Raw genomic sequence first — 20405 nt, forward strand, 5'->3', positions numbered from 1 at the left:
TATGGGGGAGTGGTTTGTGATGAAGAAAGGGATCAAGAAGGGGCTTATCGCCGGTTTCACACTATTATTGACGGCAGGGCTTACTGCTTGCGGCAACAACAATGGAGGGAACAGTGCAGGCGCGGCAACAGAAGCTCCGGCAGCAACAGAGGCGGCTGCGAATACGGCGGCTACACCGGAGGCAACAAAGGCCCCAGCCAAAGATCCGGTCGAGCTGCTGAATGTGTCCTACGACCCTACACGTGAACTATATGAGAATTATAACAAGGCATTCGCCGCTTACTGGGAGCAGGAGACAGGCCAGAAGGTTACGATCAAGCAATCGCATGGCGGATCAGGCAAGCAGAGCCGGGCTGTACTCGACGGTCTGGAAGCAGATGTAGTTACGCTGGCGCTCGGATATGACATTGATGCTCTTCAGGAAACGGGTCTTATCGGCGCGGACTGGCAGAGTAAATATGAGCATAACAGCTCCCCGTATACTTCCACCATCGTATTCCTTGTGCGTAAAGGCAACCCGAAAGGCATCAAGGACTGGCCGGATCTGCTCAAGGACGATGTAGAAGTGATCACTCCGAACCCTAAGACTTCCGGCGGTGCGCGCTGGAACTACCTGGCAGCCTGGGGATATGCGCTTGACCAGAATAATAACGATGAAGCCAAGGCTCAGGAGTTCGTACAGAAGCTGTTCAAAAATGTACCCGTACTGGACACCGGGGCGCGCGGCTCTACAACTACCTTCGTGGAACGCGGAATCGGTGACGTGCTGATCGCCTGGGAGAATGAAGCCTACCTGTCGATCAAGGAGCTGGGTCCGGATAAATTCGAGATTGTAAATCCGTCGGAGAGCATTCTGGCCGAGCCGCCGGTAGCCGTGGTGGATAAAGTTGTCGACAAGAGAGGCACCCGTGAGGTCGCAGATGCTTATCTGAAATACCTGTACACCGAGGAAGGCCAGGAAATCGCCGCCGAGAACTATTACCGCCCGACTCTGGAAAGTGTGAAGGAACAGTACAAGGACCAATTCCCTGAGATCAAGCTGTTCACACTGGCGGACAAATTCGGAACCTGGAAGGAAACCCAGGAGAAGCACTTTAATGATGGCGGAATCTTCGACAAAATCTACGTGCCGGGCAGCTGATAGCCAGTTCCGGGATGGAGCTGAGCAGAACAGGTAAGGCGAATTTTGCAGGCGGGGTCCCGCCCGGTTGCTGATCGGCCAACGAGCCGAAGGCAGGAAAGGATGAATGGGCAAATGAATGTCACCACTAAAGCTGCTGAGGGGGCTGTGTCACGGCGCAGACTTCTGCCGGGTTTCGGAATTACGATGGGGTTCAGCGTATTGTATCTGAGTCTTGTCGTTCTGCTTCCGCTGTCAGCGCTGCTCTTCAATTCGACGGGACTCAGCTGGGCTAAGTTCTGGGATGTGGCTACGGATGCCCGTGTCCTGGCCTCCTATCGGGTCAGTCTGAGTACAGCGGCAGCAGCAGCCCTGATCGATGCTGTTCTGGGGCTGCTGCTGGCCTGGGTGCTGGTACGCTATGAATTTCCGGGCAAAAGGCTATTCGACGCCCTGATCGATCTGCCGTTCGCGCTCCCTACAGCTGTAGCGGGTGTGTCACTGACCGCACTTTATTCCCAGAACGGCTGGATCGGCTCCCTGCTGGAGCCGCTGGGCCTCCGGGTAGCCTTCACGCCGCTTGGCATTACGCTGGCGCTGATGTTTATCGGCATTCCCTTTGTGGTCCGCACGGTTCAGCCCGTGCTGGAGGATCTGGACAGGGATATGGAAGAGGCATCGGCCACACTGGGAGCGGGACGCTGGCGGACCTTCGTGCGGATCGTTATGCCGGAGCTGTTCCCGCCGCTGCTTACGGGCTTTGCATTGGCTTTTGCCCGGGGCATCGGCGAATACGGCTCCGTTGTATTTATCTCCGGCAATATGCCAATGCGTACGGAGATTGCTCCGCTTCTCATCATGTCCAAGCTGGAGCAGTTCGATTATGCCGGAGCAACAGCGGTGGCGCTGCTGCTGCTGCTAATCTCCTTCCTGATGCTGCTGGTCATCAACAGCCTCCAGCACTGGGCGCGGAAGAGCTCGCGTTAAGGATTCAGGAAATCTGGACAACGGCGGCCATTCAAGATGCCTATGCTAACAAAACTTAAGTGAATGCTTCCGAAGCGAGTTTTATTGCGATGTTTATCGAGGAGCGGAGGCTCCATAAAACTTAAGCGAATGCTTTCGAAGTTAGTTTTGTACGAAGCAAATTCAAGATGCCTAAGCTAACAAAACTTTAGGAGGAATAAAAATGGCCGGTACGGTTCCCTTACATGTCCCCGCGCCGCGAAAAGGCGTGTCGTCCCCCCGGACGACTGAATCCAAAGCGGTGAAATGGGTGCTCATTTCCCTTGCCGGACTTGTATTGCTCTGGCTGATTGCCCTGCCGCTGATTATCGTGCTGGTGGAGTCGCTGAAGCGGGGGCTGGATGTCTACTGGGCTGCGCTGACCGATCCGGATGCCGCCTCGGCGCTGAAGCTGACCCTGCTGGTCGCGGCCATTACCGTTCCGCTGAATACGATCTTTGGTGTAACGGCGGCGTGGGCAGTGACCAAGTTCCGTTTTCGCGGCAAGGGCTTTATGATTACGCTGATCGATCTGCCATTTGCCGTATCGCCGGTAATTGGCGGGTTGATCTTTATTCTGGTATTCGGCTCGCATGGCTGGTTCGGTCCTTGGCTGAGCAATCACGATATCAAGATTGTTTTTGCTTTGCCAGGTATTGTGCTGGCTACGTTGTTTATCACCTTCCCTTTTGTGGCGCGCGAGCTGATTCCGCTGATGGAGGAGCAGGGCACACAGGAGGAGGAGGCGGCCATTACGCTAGGTGCGCACGGCTGGCAGATTTTCTGGCGCGTGACGCTGCCCAATATCAAGTGGGGTCTGCTGTACGGCATTATTCTCTGTAATGCACGGGCAATGGGGGAGTTCGGCGCGGTATCCGTGGTATCCGGGCATATCCGGGGAGAGACGAATACCCTGCCGCTTCATGTCGAGATTCTGTACAACGAATATCAATTTTCGGCATCCTTCGCCGTTGCCTCCCTGTTGCTCCTGCTGGCCCTGGTGACGATGATGGTCAAGAGCCTGCTTTTACGTAAAAATGCTCATTGACAGTCCTTGGGGTCCGTGCTAAGTTAATTCATAGTATACAAGGTGGTAATTACGGAATAACGGGATTTAGGCGGAGATACTCCCCTGTCCGGGGAAAGGGAGGCTGGAGAATGGCTAAACCACTGAAAGTGGATGAGGTATGGCTTGCGCGGATAACGGAACTTCTCGACGATATGGAGTTCGGCTCATTGCATATTGTGGTGCATGAAGGTCAAATCGTACAGATGGAGCGCACAGAGCGCAAACGTTTCGAGAACAGCACAGCAAATGCACGTTATAGTGGAGAAACCGGAAGCCGGCGGACCGATTCCCGTTCTGCGGGACGAGGATAGCAATCTGTAGTGCACTGATAAATGATCATACATTTCCGTGAACAGAAAAAAGGGGTATCTCACAAGCCTGGAAATGGCTGAATGAGGTACCCCTTTTGTATGCCGGGACATTAGTGTAAGCTTTACTTTAGTAGCGTGTGTTGCGCCGTGATCCGCTGATTCCCTCCACCAGCAGGATGAGGGCAGTGATGGCATGCATAATCCAGCCGACAAAAGGAATCAAACCGACCACCGAGGTGATGATACCAACTGCGTTACCGATGATAGATCCGCGTTCTCTCAGCAGAATAATTACAGCTACGGCATGGAGCAGAAAAGCAACCCCCAGCGGTACCCAGGCATTGGCTACGACAAATGCCCCGCCGATGAACGGCAGTGCCAGAAAAGCCTCATAAGCGAAAGTTCCCCATTTGAATAATTTCCCTATCGGAGACATAATAACTCCACCAGCCTTCCAAGTAGTCTTATAAAGATCCTATTCCACAGTTTACCCAAGGATACGGGCTAAGAATAACCCTGTGCCGGCAACAGATGCAGAACCGTTTGTATTTCTGAGTAATTGTACGCCGGGGGGAGGCGGGGCGTTTCATTTTTCCGGATAAGATAGGCGCTGCCTTGCCTCGAAACCTTGCAGTCATATATATTGGTAACAGGTTAACAGGAGTGTCCGCGTGCAGGCGGATAATCATGACAAGAGGGGATAATGTATGGACAAGACATTGCAGCCGGATATCCGGCATGAGCTGCCAACAGTGGAGCAATACCTGGCCCTGCGGCTGGAAGCCGGGCTTAGTCCCATGAGTGTGGAGGGAGCCGGAATCGGGCTGCCCCGCTCCGCGTTTGCTGTAACCTTGTATGAAGGAGATATATTGGCTGGAATGGGACGGGTAATCGGGGACGGGGGCTGTTTTTTTCAGGTGACCGATATTGCCGTGAAGCCTTCCTTTCAGGGGCAGGGTCTGGGGAAAATAATTATGCGGGAAATCCGCCGGTTTCTGGATACCGTGCCGGACAAGGCGTATATTAGTCTCATTGCTGACGGGGAAGCCTCCAGGCTGTATGCCCAATATGGATTCGCACCGGTCCTGCCGGATTCTCAGGGGATGTTCCTGCGGCGTTCATGATGAAAAGAGGATCAGGGCTGCAAACAAATACGAAAGTGAGGCAACAAGAGAATGGATATCGTAGTATTTGGTGCATCGGGTAAGATCGGAAGTGCGATTGTAGAAGAAGCGTTAAAAAGAAAACATGAGGTTACCGCTGCCGTCCGCAAACCGGAAGCCTTCAGTATTCAGCATGACCGGCTTAAGGTTGTTGCAGCCGACCTGCTGGACCCGGCCACGGTAACGGCAGCTCTGCACGGACATGAAGAGGTTATCAGCGCATTCGGACCGGCGCCGGGGCATGAGAATGATCTGCTGCAGGCGGCGGATTCCCTGCTGACAGGGATGCGTGCCGCCGGGCTCCAGCGCCTGATCGTTATCGGCGGGGCAGGCAGCCTGAAGACGGAAACGGGGGAGTGGCTGATGGACACGGCTGATTTCCCGGAGAACTTCCGTCCGCTTGCGTCGGCTCACGCCAATGCCTATGAAATCTACAGAGGGTCAGAGCTGGATTACACGTACCTGAGTCCGCCTGCTGCCATTAGCGCCGGACGCCGGACCGGCCAGTTCCGGATTGGTCTGGACCGTCTAATTGTGGACGAGAACGGGCGGAGCAGCATCAGCATCCAGGATTTCGCGGTAGCGGTTATCGATGAGCTGGAGGAAGGCAATTTCAGCAAGACCCGTTTTACAGTGGGGTATTAATAGCTACAGTTTAAGCTTGTCAGGAAATAAAGCGGCCTAGAATGCAGGCTTCGTAAGCTTTAAGCCCGTCCTCTTGAACGCTCAGGAGGGCTTTTTGCTGTCATTCCGGGCGCCTTAGCCGGATGAGGATGTGTCAAAGTCTGCAATTTGCCTGATTCTATAGTACTGGGTACAATCGAAGCAACTAAAGGGGGGCTTGGCTATGGATGTGGTAACTGCGGAGGAGATGCGGGCATTCGACCGCGAGACGATTGAGCGGCTGGGAATTCCGGCAATTGCGCTGATGGAGAACGCCGGGCGGGCGATTGCCGAGGAGGTCATCGCATTGTGCCGGCGGCGGGGGGCAGGCGCGGGCGGCGGCATAGGGAGCACGGATGCAGAGGGGCGATGCTACGGGGCAGGATCCGTGGGCGGCGTGGGCGGCGGAAGGCAGAGCTATGGAGCGGGCGTGGTGGGCGGCGGAGGCAGAGGAACGCAGAGCTATGGAGCGGGCCTGGCCGGTGGTGAAAGCGAAGGAACGCAGAGCTATGCGGCAGGCGTGGGCGGCGGCATAGGGAGCACGGATGTAGAGGGGCGATGCTACGGGGCAGGATCCGTGGGCAGCGCGGGCGGTGGAAGAGGAGGAACGCAGAGCTATGGAGCGGGCGCGGTGGGCGGCGGAGGCGAAGGAACGCGGAGCTATGCGGCTGGCGGGCCGGCGGTCCAGCCGCCGGGCTTCTCTGTCAGCGCCGACCCGGCGCTGACGCTTACCGCTGCCGGCGGCGAGCACTGGCTCGTCCTCGCCGGCAAAGGCAACAACGGCGGCGACGGGCTCGCCGCCGCCAGGCACCTGCGTGAGGCCGGCATCGCCGTCACGCTGGTGTACGCGGCCGCGCCGGAGTCGCTGGCCGGCGAAGCCGCGCTGCAGCGGGATGCCGCTGCAGCCATGGGCATCCCTGCCGCAGTCTACGGCAGGGATGCTGTGGACCTTGCCGCATGCAGCGGCATCATAGATGCGCTGCTCGGCACAGGCAGCGCGGGAGCCCCGCGCGGTGCCTATGCGGAGCTGATTGCCGCTGCGAACGCCAGCGGCAGGCCTATTGTGTCCGCGGACATCCCCAGCGGGCTGGACGCGGACACGGGCGAGACGCATGAGCCCTGCATTCATGCGTCGGTGACCGTCTGCCTCGCGTTCCTCAAACGCGGGCTGCTGCAGTATCCCGGCGCCCGAGCAGCCGGGCAGGTGGTGGTCCGCTCCATCGGCATCCCCGCTGCCCTGGCGCGTGAGAGCGGCGTCCCGGTCAGCCTGCTGACGCCGGAAGTGCTGCGGACACGTCTGCAGGTCGACGTGTCGCGCCGCCGTTCGCCCGAAGGCCACAAGGGCACTTACGGGCATGTCCTGCTGGCAGCAGGAAGCCTGCGCATGAGCGGCGCCGGTCTGCTGTGCGCCCGCGCTGCGCTGCGCGCCGGCTGCGGGCTGGTGACGTGGGCGCTGCCGGATAAGCTGCTGCCCTATGTGATCGGCTGCGCACCTGAGCTGATGCTGGCCCCGGTATCCGGCGGCGACGGGGAATGGAATGCCGGTACGGCGGCTGAAGTGCTGCAGCTAAGCGGAAGCCGCGATTGTATAGCTGTCGGCCCCGGTCTTGGCCGGTTCGAAGGAGATACGGATTGGCTCCGCAGGCTTTGGGAGGAGACGGAGTCTCCCCTGATTCTCGATGCGGATGCGCTGAATATACTGGCAGATGCCGATTACGGGTCCTGGACCCGCCGCCATCCGGTAATTCTGACCCCGCATCCCGGGGAGATGGCCCGGCTGGCAGGGACTTCTACAGCCCGGGTGCAGCGTGACCGGATCGGACTGGCGCTGTCTTATGCCGCAGCGCACGGCGTAATCCTGGTGCTCAAGGGAGCCCATACAGTCATAGCAACGCCCGAAGGACAGGCTTATGTGAACATCACGGGTCATCCGGGTATGGGAACCGGCGGTGCGGGTGATGTGCTGACCGGAATCATCTCCGGCCTGCTGGCCCAGGGCCTGGATGCTGCACAGGCGGCAGCCTTTGGGGTCTATCTCCATGGGCTGGCCGGAGAACGGGCCGCCCGGAAACGGGATAACCCGGCGGCCTTGATCGCCGGGGATATTATTGAGGCGCTGTGAACCGTAACTCCGGAGCTGCTGCGGCTCATTATCTATACACCATACCCGTGATCCTGCCGCTTCTGCTGCGCCAGTGCGAGTCTAAGGGTAGCACTGCTCTGCCCTGAATGGATTAGTGATACAGCTCTGCCTGCGGAAGCACTGTATCAGAACAAGACCAGGCAGAGCAGCGGAATAAACAAGGCGAAGAAGGGAAGCAGGAGCGGGTAGCGTTCGCCGGCAATCTGGGCGAACCGGAACAACAGCAGCACTACAAGTCCGGCAAGACCGCTGGTCATTGCATCGCCGCCTTGCTCAGAAGCCAGCCACAGGCCGGCTCCAAAGCCGGCTACGGCGTATAACACCAGGGCCGGACTGAGCGAAGTGGACCGGAACATGCGCAGCAGGGCATCGGCAAGTATCGCTGCCGGTAAGCCGTAAGCGTAGATGGCATACGGCACCGATACCGGCCAGCCATCCGGCACTCCGCCTTCGTAGCCATGGCCGAGCATAAACAGGGAAACGAGAATAAAGGTCAGTCCGGCGGCCGACAGCTTGGTCAGTGCGTACATGCCCGCAGTCAGGCGGACAGAAGGCAGATCATAATCCTTATGTGTGGTCATCGCTTAACATCCTTTCGGGGTGGGTGAAGAGCACGGCCGGAATGACCGGACGAATCCGGCGCATGAATCAGCTTGTAACCATGTCCCCTCCGTTAACATGAATACAGGTGCCTGTTACATAGGAAGCATCAGGGCTGGCCAGATAGACATAGGCTCCTGCCAGCTCATAGGGCTGTGCCGCCCGCTTGAACGGGGTGTCTGTGCCGAATACACTGACCTCTTCAGCGGAATAGCTGGAAGGAATCAGCGGTGTCCATACCGGACCGGGAGCTACACTGTTGACGCGGATGCCGCTGTCCGCCAGTGAAAGAGCCAGAGAGCGGGTGAACGAGACAACGGCGCCTTTGGTGGAGGAATAGTCAATGAGCTCCTTGTTGCCCTGGTAAGCGGTAATGGAGGCGGTGTTAATAATGCAGCTTCCTTTGTGCAGATGCGGGAGTGCGGCCTGGGTCAGGAAGAAGAAAGGGAAGATATTGGTGCGGTAGGTCTGGTACAGCTGCTCCTCTGTGATATCCAGAATGCTCTTCTGCGGATATTGGACGGCGTGGTTATTCACCAGAATGTCGAGCTTGCCGAAGGTCCGCACGGTGTGCTCCACCGCTTCGAAGCAGCACTCTTTATAGCGCAGATCCGTCTCAATCCGCAGGCAGCGGCGTCCAAGCTCTTCTATCCGGTGCTGCGTAGCTGCGGCATCAGAAGCTTCGTCCAAGTAAGCGATGGCAATATCTGCCCCTTCTTTGGCAAAAGCGATGGCGGCTGCTCTTCCAATGCCGCTGTCTCCGCCGGTAATCAGGGCAACCTTTCCTTTGAGCCTGCCGCTGCTGCTCTCGGGGTTCTCGCTGATCGGACGCGGATTCATCAGACTCTCCAGCCCCGGCTGGCGGTCCTGATGCTGTGGGGGGAAGGCGATAGGCTGCACGCGGCATACCGTCTTTTCTCCGTAATAGGGGTAAACGGGATTCATCGGGTGATACTCCTCCTTGCCTGTTGGCTCTCCGTATATTGGTATGCATGCGCCCAGAAAAGCGTGCGCCGCAGTCCTCTTCTGGGTGATCCTTAAGACGCTCTTAACTTTACATACTAAAAACTTAGAAATGGAGAGAATAACTAATGCTATACAGACCAATGACAGCCGATGATTACGAGGCAGCTTATCAATTATGGAAGAATACGGACGGGATGGGTCTTAGTGAAGCGGACTCGCGCGGGGAAATTATCCGTTATCTGGAGCGTAATCCGGGAATCAGCCAGGTGTGTGTGGATGAGGACGGTACACTTGCGGGTACAGCGGTGTGCGGACATGACGGACGCAGAGGATATATGTATCATGTGGCTGTCAGCAGCAGCAGCCGGGGTAAGGGTGCCGGGCGTGAGATGGTCACACGCTGCCTGGAGAGACTGCGGGAGGAAGGCATCAGTAAATGCCATCTGATGGTCATCGGGCATAACGCTCTGGGCCGCAGCTTCTGGTCAGGCACCGGCTGGCAGGAGCGGGATGGCCTTGTACTGTTCTCGCGGAACAGCTGATAGGTCACAAACAATGTAATAGTGTAGCTTTTGTCCGGACGCAGTATAATATATAGGAGCTTTACAAATGACTTGCACTATTCTATGTGCAATGTCGAATTTTGATAGCGGGAGACCTGAGCGATGCGGTTTAAAGATGTATTCTCAATTATCGGTCCGGCGATGGTCGGACCTTCCAGTTCGCATACAGCGGGGGCGGCGCGGATCGGCAGAGCGGCACGCCAGGTGCTCGGTGAATTGCCGCGTACGGCAGAAGTCACGTTCTTCGGTTCTTTTGCGGCCACGTATCAGGGACATGGAACAGACCGGGCTATCGCCGGAGGTCTGCTGGACTTTACGACCGATGACCACCGGCTGCCGGATTCCATAGAGCTTGCTGCCGAAGCCGGAATGGAGGTTTCCTTCGGTCAGGGGACGGGCTTGTTCCCCCATCCCAATACGGTCCGCTTGCGGCTTACCGGCAGCGAGAGCGGCACAGAGCTGATGCTTACCGGGATTTCGATCGGCGGCGGCAATATCGAAATTGTTGATATTGACGGATTTGGCGTGAAGCTTACCGGCATGTATCCAACCGTGCTGATTAATCATATGGACTATCTGGGCGTACTGGCCAGCGTTACGGATGTAATGCGGCAGGGCCAGTGCAATATTGGACATATGTCGCTGGACCGCAAGAACCGCAGCGGAGCAGCCTTGACGGTGCTGGAGCTGGATGAAGCCGCTACACCGGAGCTGCTGCGGAATCTGCGGGCGCTGCCGGCTGTGAAGTCCGTGAAAGTTGTCGATTTGAATGAACAGGCACATGAGCAGAAAGGAAAGGACATTACATCATGAATTTTCAAACACTCAGCCAGCTGGCTGTATTATGTGAAGAGCGGGGTCTGGGAATCGGCGCTCTGATGCTTGAGGAGCAGAGCGCGGAGTCTGGACGTTCCAAGGAGCAGGAGTTCGCTACCATGAGCCAGTATTACGGCGTAATGAAGGAAGCGGTGCACCGCGGCATGCATGAAGACACCACCTCGCGCAGCGGCCTGACAGGACTTGACGCCCAGCGTGTGGCTGCTTACAATGCAGCGGATGAACCTTGCCTTGGCGGTCCTGCCGGCCAGGCCATGGCGTATGCTCTTGCGGTTTCGGAAGTGAATGCTTCCATGGGGCGGATTATCGCTACGCCGACCGCAGGCTCCTGCGGAATCATTCCCGGGGTGTTCCTGAGCTGTCAGGAGCGCTTCGGCTGGGATGATGACTATATGGTTACCGGCCTGTTCGCGGCTGGAGCCATCGGGTATGTTATTGCCAACAATTCCTTTGTATCGGGAGCGGAAGGCGGCTGTCAGGCCGAGGTCGGCTCAGCCATCGGGATGGCGGCAGGGGCCTTGACTGAAATGCGCGGCGGCACACCGGCGCAAGCCGTGCATGCCGTAGGGCTGGCACTGAAGAATACACTGGGGCTGATCTGTGATCCGGTAGGCGGACTTGTGGAGATTCCATGTATTGTCCGTAACGGCTTCGGTGCCGTCACGGCACTTGCTGCGGCCGATATGGCACTGGCCGGTGTCCGCAGTGTGATACCGTCCGATGAAGTGATCAAGGTCATGCTGGAGGTAGGCTCCGCCATGCCCGAGAAGCACCGCGAGACGGCGGGGGGCGGACTGGCGCAGACGCCAACCGGCCGCCGGATTATGAAGGATTTACGGAACAAGAAATAAGCTGCGGGAGCTTTCGGACGTCAGCCATTTTTGCGGGGCTATAGCATACGGAACCGTTCAAGCTGATCCCACAGCCCCTCACGCCGGAGGATTTCCTCCTGCTTCGGTCCCATCAGGTCGAAGTGGGGAAACGGCTGGCGGTTATGAATATATTGCGGCGGAAGACCGTTCTTCCTGCACCACTCCCTCAGGCGGGGGAGATCACTGCACCCGACCTTGGTCACTGTGGTGATGTCAGGAAAACGCTTGTCCAGCCAGTAATGCGTAAGGAACGCGATTTCACCAGCGGAGACCGCTTGTTTCCAGCGGGCTAGTTCTGCTCTGTTAATGCCAAAGGCCATAGCTGTCATCATCCTTATTGATCATAGTGAATTGATTAAATACAAGAATATAAGATATTTCCGGAAAGGGGAGAAGAACATGAACGGGCAAGTTAGAGCGGATATCCGCCCCGGACTTCAGGTTGATATTGTACTGAAGCAGGATCAGGCGACCGGCAAACTCACACATGGCGCGGTTAAAGACATTCTGACCAATTCGCCCCGCCATCCGCACGGAATCAAAGTGCGGCTGACTGACGGACAGGTAGGACGGGTCAAGAACATTACAGGTTAAGCAGTATACAGAAGAATGAAGAAGCGCCGCGAGCCGGGGCGGCTGTGTCCCTTGGGCAGCCGCCGGGGTAAGAGGCGCCTTTTGATTTGCGTACAGGATCATGAGCCTGCTTAACGGCCCATGAACTCCTCTACATACTGGTCGGCCTTGGTCTGATTACATAAATTGCAGGCGCAGACACAGTTGTCCGGCGTAGTGTGCCCGCCCTTGGCACGGGGCAGCAGATGGTCAATGGTATCCCCGTATAAGCCGCAGAAATAGCAGATATACTGGTCCCGGGTCAGAATATAGGCGCGGAAATCCTTATTGCTGTATAAGCGGCGGATTGTACGGCGGTTCACGACAACTGCGGCATGCTCCCGGACAAGCGTTACCGCAAGCGCAAGATCAATCTCCTGATGCCAGCGCCGGCCTTTGTCGCTGTGCCCGCGCATCAGAATCATACCCTTGCCTGAAGGGATGAGCGCAGAGGCATCCTGGGGATCGGGCTTCGGTCCGCGCTGCTGGGGGATCGTGCGTCCCGTTTCCGCACTGCGCGGACGGGACTTGCCCTTGAGGCCGGAGGTACCCGCGCTGCCGCGGCCTTCCTTGGCACGTTCGGGCAAGGAAGGCTGACGGCCCAAGGCAGCAGGCGGTTTGGCAGCTCCGGAGCCCGCTGCAGAGATCGAGACCAGTGTCTTATCCCGCTTGGCAGTCCCTGTGCCGGGCGGACGCTCCGGCAGTGCGGGTGCCGCGCTTGCACGCGGCGGCGCAGCCGCAGCCCCTGCTTCACGTAGCTTGCGGCATTCCCGGCAGGCTCCGCGCCGGGAGATACCCTTGGAGCGCTTGCCTGTACGTCTGCGGAATTCGGAGAGCGGCTTAAGCTGATGGCAATAGGTACATTGTTTGGATGGAGGAAGAATAGTTTCAGTCATAAGTATACTTGGCAGGACGGCCCTCAGCCGCAACTGTCCAATCCCTTCTGTATTTTGAAATAGAAACTTATTTACGGTATACCGCCATGTGATTTCATCGATTTGATAATAGTATAGCGTAAAGCACAGGTATTCACACAGCATGCGCCAAAAGCCGCAAATCTCCAGGGCTGTGACATCCTTCTTCGCAGTCTTGAGGAAAAACCCGTAAACTCGCAAAGTAAGGCCGTAAATCGATGATGAGGCTTGTATAGGAATACAATAATTATGAACCAGAGAGGAGGAAGCTGAATGACCGTTAGTGAAAAAAAGCCCGGGGCCGTAAGACTGCTATTTGTGCTTCAGGCATTCTTAGGCCTTGGAGCTGTCGCCGGAGGGCTGGTCCTGCTCGCCGATCCCAGTGGTGAAATGATTGGAATGCCGGCGTCCATACTGGAAAGATCGCCCTTTGACAGTTATGCAATTCCCGGCATTCTGCTGCTGGTCATTTTTGGGCTGCTGCCGCTAATGGTGCTCTATGGTCTTTTTAAGCAGCCTGAGTGGTCTTGGGGCTATTCGCTCACTCCGTTTAAGGCGCTGCATGCAGCATGGAGCTTCTCGCTTTATATCGGCTTTGGCCAGATTATCTGGATTATGGTGCAGACGTATATGATGGATACAGTCAGTATTGTTCATGTTTTCTACATGTCTCTGGGCATGCTGGTTCAGATCGTTACGCTGCTGCCTGCGGTACAGAGATATTTTATGCTGGACGGCCGTTCTGAAAGAAGTTAGAATGACAGTGAACATAAAAGGGCTTTCATTTGGGCCGCGGGAGTGAACCGGAAGTGACTACCATATACGATATTGCCAAAAGAACCGGCTATTCACCAACCACGGTATCCAAGGCGTTCAATAACTACTCTGACGTGCGGGAGAAGACGCGGCAGGAAATACTGCGTACCGCCCAGGAAATGGGATATCTTCCTAATGCGCATGCGCGTACACTGACGACCAAGAAATCCTGGACGATCGGTGTGCTGTTTGTGGAGAACACGGGAGCGGGTATCCGCCATCCTTTCTTCAGTGCGGTTATTGAGAGCTTCAAGCAGGTTGCCGTAGCCAAGGGTTACGCCCTCATGTTTATCTCGAAGGATGTCGGCGGCAAGCAGAGCGGATATCTGGAGAACTGCCGGATTCGCGGAGTCGATGGGGTTGTAGTGTTCCTTTCCGATTATGAGGATCCTTATTTCCGGGAGCTTCTGGAGAGTGATATTCCTACAGTGGTTCTCGATTTCGAAACGGAGTTGTCGCATACGGTCTGCTCGGATAATATGACCGGTGCACTGCAGGCAGTGGAATATCTGGTATCGCTCGGACACCGCAGAATTGCCCATATTTCGGGAGGCGGGAATACGTATCCGGGACAACAGCGGGAGCTGGGGTACAGAGCGGCGATGGAGCAGCAGGGTCTTGAGGTGCCGGACGAATATGTTGCCGAGGGAGCATTCTACTCTCTGGAGAACGGTTACGGCGCAATGAAGTCTTTGCTGGAGCTGCCGGAACGGCCAACTGCCGTGTTTGCTTCAGGTGACTTGCTTGCACTGGGTGCCGTAATGGCTGCCAAGGATCAGGGCCTGTCTGTACCGGAGGATATTTCAGTCATGGGTTATGATGATATTGAGCTTGCGGGATATGTTACCCCTGCGCTGACCACCGTCCGCCAGAACACGGAGCTGCTGGGTACCCGGGCGGCGGAGCTTTTACTGGCTTCGATGAACGGGCCGCGTACAAATCAGGAGGCGCTGGTTCTGCCTGTAGAGATCATCGTCAGAGATTCCTGTGCACCGCCGGTCAAGAGATAAAAGTGCGTTCAACCGGGAATGCATTTTTTTTCAGCAAAATCGAAACCGGTTTCGATTTCTTTCGTTTTATTTCGAATTCAAATGATGAAGGAGTGAACCCACATGCCAACCGTTCAAACCGTAGTAACCGCCAAAGATACAGCAGATCGTCTGAGCTCCAGGGAAGGTATTCAGTTCAAGGCGGGAATTCCCGGTACCACAGCAGATATACTGCTGCAGCCGGAGCAGGAGTATCAAACAATCATTGGTTTTGGCGGCGCTTTCACTGAAGCGGCTGCGTATACCTTGTCCCGGATGAGTCCGGAGAAACGGGCAGAGGTCATCCGGCGTTATTTTCACCCGGTGGACGGGCTGAATTACAGTATGGGCCGCGTGCATATTCATAGCTGTGACTTCGCGCTCGGCAACTATACCTATGTACAGGATGAGGATACGGAGCTTACGACCTTCGATATCTCGCATGATCACCAGTGGGTCCTGCCGCTCATTAAGGATGCTATGGAGGTCAAAGGCGGGCCTTTCACGATGCTGGCTTCGCCTTGGAGCCCGCCGGCCTGGATGAAAACGAACGGGGAGATGAATAACGGCGGTTCGCTGAAGCCGGAATATGCTGCAGTCTGGGCGCGCTATTATACCAAATTCATCGAGGCTTACCGTAAAGAGGGCGTTCCGGTCTGGGCGGTATCGGTGCAGAATGAGCCGGCGGCAGTCCAGACTTGGGACTCCTGTGTATACACTGCTGAAGAAGAACGCGATTTCGTCAAAAACCACCTCGGCCCGGTGATGCGCGAGGCCGGAATGGAGGATGTGAACATCGTCATCTGGGATCACAACCGGGATATTATGATCGAACGCGTGACACCGATTCTATCCGATCCGGAAGCAGCGCAGTATGTATGGGGAACCGGAATCCACTGGTACGGCGGTGAGGAGTTCGACAAGGTGGAGAAGGTGCATGAGCTTTTCCCGGATAAGCATGTGCTCTTCACCGAAGGCTGCCAGGAAGGCGGCGTGCGTCTGGGGGAATGGTTCACGGGTGAGCGCTACGGCCGGAATATGATCGGCGATCTGAATGCCTGGACAGAGGGCTATCTGGACTGGAATCTGGTGCTGGATGAGACGGGCGGACCGAATCATGTGGGGAATCTCTGCGATGCTCCGGTGATTGCGGATACGGCTACGGACGAGGTTCACTATAACAGCTCGTATTATTACATCGGGCATTTCAGCAAATTCATTGCACCGGGTGCTGTGCGGATCGGGCTGCAGTCGGCTGCGGAAGGCGTGCTGTCAGCGGCGTTCCGCAATCCGGACGGCAGCATCGCTGTTGTATTGATGAACGAAGGCGAAGCAGAACGCTCCCTGACGCTTGGCCTCGGCGGCGAAATCGCTGAGTGCACATTGCCTGCACATTCCATTGCCACACATCTGATTTCGCAAGGTTAAGCCAGCTGGCAGCAGACATGAAGAAGATGAACAGAAACGAAGCGGATGGGATCGATTCAAAGGCTGATTCAGCGCGAGTTGAGACACTCTTGCTTGAGGCCGTCTATTGTACTATCTACAGCAGATGTCGCCTAAATCCGCCGCAAAAAAACGGAAATCAAATGTATGAAATACAACAGAATGATGTTCAGGGCATAATAAAGCAATTTCTAATGCAGGAAGTGCAATCATTCAGGAACTGCATAGGAAGCAGAGGCTGCCTTGAGCAAACTTGCCGCAACAGAGCAACAAAAGCATATATCAACAAACTTTTAGGAGGACTTAAGCATGAGCCATTATTATTTCGATTCAGGTAAATTTGTCATAGAGCAGTTCCACGAAGGCAAACCGTTCGCCAGCTTCCTGCCCGGACTTGCCGGATTGAAGGGGATCCCGATGTGGACGTTCTACGTGAACCGGGGTCAAGGAATCAGCAGCTTCGGAGTACGGGACAAAAATTCGCCGATTATGGAGTTCTCTCCGGCCAATATTTCGTATAAGAATGTAGCCTCCACCGGATTCCGCACCTTCATCAAGCTGAAGGGTACAGCAGAAGTCTATGAGCCGTTCCAGTCGGCACGCCCTGACCCGGCGGCCAAGCGGATCATGACGATCCTGCCGAACGGACTGACCATTGAGGAGTCACATGCAGGACATGGGCTGAAGACGACGGTCCACTACTTCAACCTGCCGGGTGATGATTATGCCGCGCTGATCCGGCAGGTGGAGATCGAGAATATCAGCGGGACAGAGCTGGGGCTGGAGCTGCTCGACGGTCTTCCGGAGGTTCTTCCCTTCGGCGTAGCGAACGGGGGCTACAAAGAGATGGGCAACCTGCTGCGCAGCTGGATGGATGTGTATAACCTGGAGAACGGAATTCCGTTCTACAAGCTGCGCTCCAGCACAAATGACGATGCGGAAATGAGCCTGATTGAGAGCGGGCACTTCTATCTCTCCTCCACAGCGGAAGGAGAACAGCTGTATCCGGTCGTAGATTATGAAGTAATCTTCGGCGGCAATACTTCGCTGACGTATCCCGACCGCTTCGCGGAGCTTCCGCTGGCGGAGCTGCTTGCACAGGCCCAATACCCAACCAACAAGGTGCCGTGCGGCTTCAGCGGCGTATCCAGAACACTTGCACCGGGAGCTTCGCTGAAGCTGAATACAATCATTGGGCATGTAAATGATATTGCCAGAATCAATCATCGGGCGGCTGAGCTCTGCCGGGAAGATTATTTTACCGCCAAGGCACAGGAAGCGGCCAGTTTGACCGAGGATTTAACGGCTGATATTGCTACGCATACCTCCTCGCCGCTGTTCGATGCTTATTGCCGCCAGTCTTATCTCGACAATTTTCTGCGCGGGGGCTATCCGTTTATTTTTGATAACGGCGGTGAAGGCTTCGTTGTACATCTATACTCGCGCAAGCATGGCGATATGGAACGGGATTACAACTTCTTCTCGCTGGCGCCTGAATATTATTCGCAGGGCAACGGCAATTTCCGAGATATGAACCAGAACCGGCGCAGCGATGTGTTTTTCCACCCGAAGGTAGGCAGCTTCAACATCAAGATGTTCTACAGTCTGATTCAGGCTGACGGCTACAATCCGCTTAGCGTGCAGGGTACCAGCTTTGAAATTCTGCCGGGTGAGGGAGAGAAGCTTAAAGCATGGGTTACCGGGGCGCTTGTGGAGCATCATGCCGGATTTGAGCGGCTGCTGGCCGGACGCTTCACACCAGGCAGCCTGATTAACTACATTGCGGATCACAATCTTGCTTTGAACATCAGTGAGCAGGAATTCCTCAGCGGTGTGCTTGCCCTGTCGCAGCAGAACATTGAAGCCGCCTTCGGAGAAGGCTTCTGGTCCGATCACTGGACCTACAATCTTGATCTGGTGGAAGGTTATCTGGATATTTATCCGGAACGGCAGGAGGCGCTGCTGTTCGGGGACGAGACTTATACGTTCTATGACAGCCCGGCTTATGTGCTGCCGCGCAGCGAGAAATATGTAATCAGCGGCGGGCAGGTGCGGCAATTCGGAGCGCTGCTGGAGGATGAGGAGAAGCTGCACAAGCTGAAGCGCAAGGCCAGCGATACCCAGTGGCTGCGCACACAAGGCGGGCACGGGGAGATCTACCGGACCAGTCTGTTTGTGAAGATGCTGTCGCTTGCCATGAACAAATTTGCCACGCTTGATCCTTACGGGATGGGTGTAGAGATGGAAGGCAACAAGCCTGGCTGGAATGATGCTATGAACGGTCTGCCGGGACTGGTCGGCTCCGGAATGAGCGAGACCTTTGAACTCAAGCGGATGCTTGTGTTCATGCTGGAAGCCCTGGAGAGCGGCGCGGATCTTCCTTCAACAGTAGCGCTTCCGTTAGAGATGGCTTCGCTGCTTGAGCAGGTGAACCGTGCTGTAACTGAAGTGCTTGACGGTTCACTGGCCCAATTCCCGTATTGGGACCGCGTAGCTTCGGCGCGCGAGGCTTACCGGGCAGAGATCCGCTTCGGAATTACAGGCGAGACCGCCGAAATCTCCCTTGCGGTCATCCGTGAGGCACTGGGCAAATGGCTGCGTAAGGTGGATCAGGGTATTGAGCGTGCGGTAGGGATTGGCGGCGGACTGGTTCCGACCTATTTCCGCTTCGAGGCAACACGGTTCCAGCCTGTAACGGATGAAGCCGGAGAGCCGGTCATCAGCGGCTACGGGCTGCCGAAGGCTCTGGTTGAAGAGTTCGAAGCTGCTGCCCTGCCGTATTTCCTGGAAGGTCCTGCCCGCTGGCTCAAAACGCTGGACAGCAAGGAAACCGCCAAGGGAATCTACAGCAAAGTGAAACAGAGCGGGCTCTTTGATCCGGTTACATCGATGTACCGGACTTCAGTGTCGCTGGAAGAAGAATCGCATGAGATCGGCCGCATCCGGGCCTTCACACCGGGCTGGCAGGAGCGGGAATCCAATTTCCTGCACATGTCGTACAAATATTTGCTTGAGCTGCTGAAGGCGGGGCTGTACGAAGAATTCTACAGCGAGCTGAAAACCTCGCTGATTCCGTTCCTTGACCCTGAAGTCTACGGTCGCAGTACACTGGAGAATTCCTCGTTCATCTCAACAGGCGGCAATCCCGATCCTGCAACGCATGGCAGAGGTTTTGTTGCCCGGCTGAGCGGCTCTACGGCGGAGTTCCTGAGCATGTGGAGAACGATGATGGCCGGCAGCCGGCTGTTCTCTGTGGAAGACGGCGAGTTAACCCTGCAGCTGAATCCGGCCCTTCCCGGCTGGCTGTTCGATGAGCAGGGGCATGTATCCTTCACGTTGCTGGGAAGTACGGAAGTAACGTATTATAATCCGCGTCATGCCGATACCTTCGGCGGCAGCAAGGCGGTCATTCAGAATCTGACGCTGCAATTCCGCAGCGGCGAGGAACGCCTGATTGCCGGCGGCCTGCTGCGCGGCGGGGATGCCGAGGCATTGCGGCGCGGAGAGATTGCCGCCATCCGTGCGGTAATGGAATAATCAGGCGGATTTCCACCGCGAAACAGCGGGTTAAATTCAAGAAATTTGTAGACAACAGCGGCTGGAGGGCCAAATATTCTTTGGAGCCACGGCAATCCCATAATAGCAAAAATACAAGTTCAATCTATATATTCATTCAAGTTGATAAAGGTACAGGAAGGAGGCCCGGTTGGGCCTCCTTTTAATTGCCCGGGGTTAGGTGGATTAAAGGTGAATACTCTTGAATCCGCCAGTTGTCGGCGATACGGGGAATGAGGAGCAGAAGCTCTTAAGCCCTCTGATTCCGCCGGAAGTAGGCGGAATGAGCAAATTAGAGGGATAAATCCCTCTAAATCCGCCGTAAGTGGGCGGAATGAGCAAATTAGAGGGATAAATCCCTCTAAATCCCCCGGAAGTAGGCGGAATGAGCAAATTAGAGGGATAAATCCCTCTAAATCCGCCGGAAGTAGGCGGAATGAGCAAATTAAAGGGATAAATCCCTCTAAACCCGCCAGAAGTAGGCGATAGGGTGAAATGAGGAGCAGTAGTGCCCCTGAATCCGCCAGAAGTAGGCGGTAGGGTGAAATGAGGAGCAGAAGTGCCCCTGAATCCGCCGGAAGTCGGCGGAATGTTGGAATGAGGGGCAGAAGTGCCCCTGAATCCGCCAGAAGTCGGCGATAGGGTAGAATGAGGAGCAGAAGTGCCCCTGAATCCGCCAGAAGTAGGCGGTAGGGTGAAATGAGGAGCAGAAGTGCCCCTGA

20 protein-coding genes are annotated in these 20405 nt (G+C 56.0%); 15 read left to right on the forward strand and 5 right to left on the reverse strand.

The genetic code is table 11. The features are described from left to right. Window positions 1-19: 19 nt before the first annotated feature. From P40081_RS02465 to P40081_RS02480, 4 genes are all read left to right on the forward strand, one after another. On the forward strand, window positions 20-1141 hold the full coding sequence (locus tag P40081_RS02465) for a sulfate ABC transporter substrate-binding protein (RefSeq protein WP_042133087.1): 1122 nt from the start codon (window positions 20-22) through the stop codon (window positions 1139-1141). A gap of 114 nt (window positions 1142-1255) precedes the next feature. Further along, on the forward strand, window positions 1256-2107 hold the full coding sequence (gene cysT / locus P40081_RS02470; RefSeq protein WP_042133089.1) for a sulfate ABC transporter permease subunit CysT: 852 nt from the start codon (window positions 1256-1258) through the stop codon (window positions 2105-2107). A 202-nt stretch (window positions 2108-2309) separates the two neighbouring features. Further along, entirely contained in the window at window positions 2310-3173 is an 864-nt protein-coding gene (gene cysW / locus P40081_RS02475; protein ID WP_042133091.1) for a sulfate ABC transporter permease subunit CysW, read from the forward strand. 110 nt (window positions 3174-3283) lie between these two features. Further along, complete coding sequence (locus tag P40081_RS02480) at window positions 3284-3505, forward strand: YezD family protein (protein WP_039299580.1); 222 nt, start codon at window positions 3284-3286, stop codon at window positions 3503-3505. A gap of 127 nt (window positions 3506-3632) precedes the next feature. Here the strand turns inward: P40081_RS02480 and P40081_RS02485 are convergent, their stop codons facing one another. Then, complete coding sequence (locus tag P40081_RS02485) at window positions 3633-3941, reverse strand: hypothetical protein (RefSeq protein ID WP_042133093.1); 309 nt, start codon at window positions 3939-3941, stop codon at window positions 3633-3635. A gap of 271 nt (window positions 3942-4212) precedes the next feature. Between P40081_RS02485 and P40081_RS02490 the strand changes: the two genes are divergently transcribed. The 3 genes from P40081_RS02490 (at window position 4213) to P40081_RS02500 (ending at window position 7453) form a co-directional block, all read left to right on the forward strand. Next, on the forward strand, window positions 4213-4629 hold the full coding sequence (locus P40081_RS02490; protein WP_042133096.1) for a GNAT family N-acetyltransferase: 417 nt from the start codon (window positions 4213-4215) through the stop codon (window positions 4627-4629). 51 nt (window positions 4630-4680) lie between these two features. Next, the gene (locus tag P40081_RS02495) at window positions 4681-5313 is read left to right on the forward strand and encodes an NAD(P)-dependent oxidoreductase (RefSeq protein WP_042133097.1); all 633 of its coding nucleotides are present in this window, start codon (window positions 4681-4683) and stop codon (window positions 5311-5313) included. A 202-nt stretch (window positions 5314-5515) separates the two neighbouring features. Next, on the forward strand, window positions 5516-7453 hold the full coding sequence (locus tag P40081_RS02500) for a bifunctional ADP-dependent NAD(P)H-hydrate dehydratase/NAD(P)H-hydrate epimerase (RefSeq protein WP_042133099.1): 1938 nt from the start codon (window positions 5516-5518) through the stop codon (window positions 7451-7453). Window positions 7454-7599: 146 nt separating this feature from the next. On the opposite strand, the gene P40081_RS02505 is transcribed toward P40081_RS02500, so the two are convergent. Further along, complete coding sequence (locus tag P40081_RS02505; protein ID WP_039310540.1) at window positions 7600-8055, reverse strand: hypothetical protein; 456 nt, start codon at window positions 8053-8055, stop codon at window positions 7600-7602. Window positions 8056-8122: 67 nt separating this feature from the next. Next, window positions 8123-9019 (reverse strand): SDR family oxidoreductase, encoded by an 897-nt coding sequence (locus P40081_RS02510; protein ID WP_042133103.1) that lies wholly within the window; start codon window positions 9017-9019, stop codon window positions 8123-8125. A 146-nt stretch (window positions 9020-9165) separates the two neighbouring features. Between P40081_RS02510 and P40081_RS02515 the strand changes: the two genes are divergently transcribed. The 3 genes from P40081_RS02515 to sdaAA all read left to right on the forward strand — a co-directional run bounded on the left by P40081_RS02515 (window position 9166) and on the right by sdaAA (window position 11291). Then, the gene (locus P40081_RS02515) at window positions 9166-9582 is read left to right on the forward strand and encodes a GNAT family N-acetyltransferase (RefSeq protein WP_039310545.1); all 417 of its coding nucleotides are present in this window, start codon (window positions 9166-9168) and stop codon (window positions 9580-9582) included. Window positions 9583-9705: 123 nt separating this feature from the next. After that, window positions 9706-10416, forward strand: coding sequence for an L-serine ammonia-lyase, iron-sulfur-dependent subunit beta (sdaAB, locus tag P40081_RS02520; protein ID WP_042133105.1), 711 nt, complete (start codon window positions 9706-9708; stop codon window positions 10414-10416). Then, window positions 10413-11291 carry an L-serine ammonia-lyase, iron-sulfur-dependent, subunit alpha gene (sdaAA, locus tag P40081_RS02525; RefSeq protein ID WP_042133107.1) on the forward strand — a complete coding sequence of 293 codons (879 nt, stop codon included), beginning with the start codon at window positions 10413-10415 and terminating at the stop codon, window positions 11289-11291. The genes sdaAB and sdaAA overlap by 4 nt, the downstream gene beginning before the upstream one ends. 38 nt (window positions 11292-11329) lie before the next feature. Here the strand turns inward: sdaAA and P40081_RS02530 are convergent, their stop codons facing one another. Continuing rightward, on the reverse strand, window positions 11330-11632 hold the full coding sequence (locus tag P40081_RS02530; protein WP_039310552.1) for a hypothetical protein: 303 nt from the start codon (window positions 11630-11632) through the stop codon (window positions 11330-11332). A 79-nt stretch (window positions 11633-11711) separates the two neighbouring features. Here P40081_RS02530 and P40081_RS02535 point away from each other — a divergent pair, with 79 nt between their 5' ends. After that, window positions 11712-11906 (forward strand): YwbE family protein, encoded by a 195-nt coding sequence (locus tag P40081_RS02535; protein ID WP_042133109.1) that lies wholly within the window; start codon window positions 11712-11714, stop codon window positions 11904-11906. A 110-nt stretch (window positions 11907-12016) separates the two neighbouring features. Here P40081_RS02535 and P40081_RS02540 read toward each other — a convergent pair whose 3' ends face one another. Then, window positions 12017-12820, reverse strand: coding sequence for an HNH endonuclease (locus P40081_RS02540; protein ID WP_042140687.1), 804 nt, complete (start codon window positions 12818-12820; stop codon window positions 12017-12019). 291 nt (window positions 12821-13111) lie between these two features. On the opposite strand from P40081_RS02540, the gene P40081_RS02545 reads away from it, so the two are divergent. The 4 genes from P40081_RS02545 to P40081_RS02565 all read left to right on the forward strand — a co-directional run bounded on the left by P40081_RS02545 (window position 13112) and on the right by P40081_RS02565 (window position 19665). Then, window positions 13112-13594, forward strand: a complete 483-nt coding sequence (locus P40081_RS02545) for a hypothetical protein (RefSeq protein WP_042133111.1) — start codon at window positions 13112-13114, stop codon at window positions 13592-13594. Between the two features lie 53 nt (window positions 13595-13647). Next, entirely contained in the window at window positions 13648-14664 is a 1017-nt protein-coding gene (locus P40081_RS02550; RefSeq protein ID WP_042140688.1) for a LacI family DNA-binding transcriptional regulator, read from the forward strand. A 102-nt stretch (window positions 14665-14766) separates the two neighbouring features. Next, window positions 14767-16110, forward strand: a complete 1344-nt coding sequence (locus P40081_RS02555) for a glycoside hydrolase family 30 protein (RefSeq protein ID WP_042133113.1) — start codon at window positions 14767-14769, stop codon at window positions 16108-16110. Between the two features lie 327 nt (window positions 16111-16437). Then, window positions 16438-19665: a hypothetical protein gene (locus P40081_RS02565; protein ID WP_042133118.1), complete on the forward strand. Its 3228-nt coding sequence runs from the start codon at window positions 16438-16440 to the stop codon at window positions 19663-19665. Window positions 19666-20405 lie beyond the last annotated feature (740 nt).

Source organism: Paenibacillus sp. FSL P4-0081 (genome assembly GCF_000758565.1).
Classification (GTDB): Bacteria; Bacillota; Bacilli; order Paenibacillales; family Paenibacillaceae; genus Paenibacillus_AQ; species Paenibacillus_AQ phytohabitans.

Coding starts and splice junctions, on each gene's coding strand:
- P40081_RS02565 (WP_042133118.1), top strand. CDS start 16,438: ATGAGCCATTATTATTTCGATTCAGGTAAATTTGTCATAGAGCAGTTC.
- P40081_RS02510 (WP_042133103.1), bottom strand. CDS start 9,019: ATGAATCCCGTTTACCCCTATTACGGAGAAAAGACGGTATGCCGCGTG.
- P40081_RS02505 (WP_039310540.1), bottom strand. CDS start 8,055: ATGACCACACATAAGGATTATGATCTGCCTTCTGTCCGCCTGACTGCG.
- P40081_RS02555 (WP_042133113.1), top strand. CDS start 14,767: ATGCCAACCGTTCAAACCGTAGTAACCGCCAAAGATACAGCAGATCGT.
- P40081_RS02515 (WP_039310545.1), top strand. CDS start 9,166: ATGCTATACAGACCAATGACAGCCGATGATTACGAGGCAGCTTATCAA.
- P40081_RS02490 (WP_042133096.1), top strand. CDS start 4,213: ATGGACAAGACATTGCAGCCGGATATCCGGCATGAGCTGCCAACAGTG.
- P40081_RS02530 (WP_039310552.1), bottom strand. CDS start 11,632: ATGGCCTTTGGCATTAACAGAGCAGAACTAGCCCGCTGGAAACAAGCG.
- P40081_RS02465 (WP_042133087.1), top strand. CDS start 20: ATGAAGAAAGGGATCAAGAAGGGGCTTATCGCCGGTTTCACACTATTA.
- sdaAA (WP_042133107.1), top strand. CDS start 10,413: ATGAATTTTCAAACACTCAGCCAGCTGGCTGTATTATGTGAAGAGCGG.
- P40081_RS02485 (WP_042133093.1), bottom strand. CDS start 3,941: ATGTCTCCGATAGGGAAATTATTCAAATGGGGAACTTTCGCTTATGAG.
- P40081_RS02535 (WP_042133109.1), top strand. CDS start 11,712: ATGAACGGGCAAGTTAGAGCGGATATCCGCCCCGGACTTCAGGTTGAT.
- P40081_RS02480 (WP_039299580.1), top strand. CDS start 3,284: ATGGCTAAACCACTGAAAGTGGATGAGGTATGGCTTGCGCGGATAACG.
- cysT (WP_042133089.1), top strand. CDS start 1,256: ATGAATGTCACCACTAAAGCTGCTGAGGGGGCTGTGTCACGGCGCAGA.
- cysW (WP_042133091.1), top strand. CDS start 2,310: ATGGCCGGTACGGTTCCCTTACATGTCCCCGCGCCGCGAAAAGGCGTG.
- sdaAB (WP_042133105.1), top strand. CDS start 9,706: ATGCGGTTTAAAGATGTATTCTCAATTATCGGTCCGGCGATGGTCGGA.
- P40081_RS02500 (WP_042133099.1), top strand. CDS start 5,516: ATGGATGTGGTAACTGCGGAGGAGATGCGGGCATTCGACCGCGAGACG.
- P40081_RS02545 (WP_042133111.1), top strand. CDS start 13,112: ATGACCGTTAGTGAAAAAAAGCCCGGGGCCGTAAGACTGCTATTTGTG.
- P40081_RS02495 (WP_042133097.1), top strand. CDS start 4,681: ATGGATATCGTAGTATTTGGTGCATCGGGTAAGATCGGAAGTGCGATT.
- P40081_RS02540 (WP_042140687.1), bottom strand. CDS start 12,820: ATGACTGAAACTATTCTTCCTCCATCCAAACAATGTACCTATTGCCAT.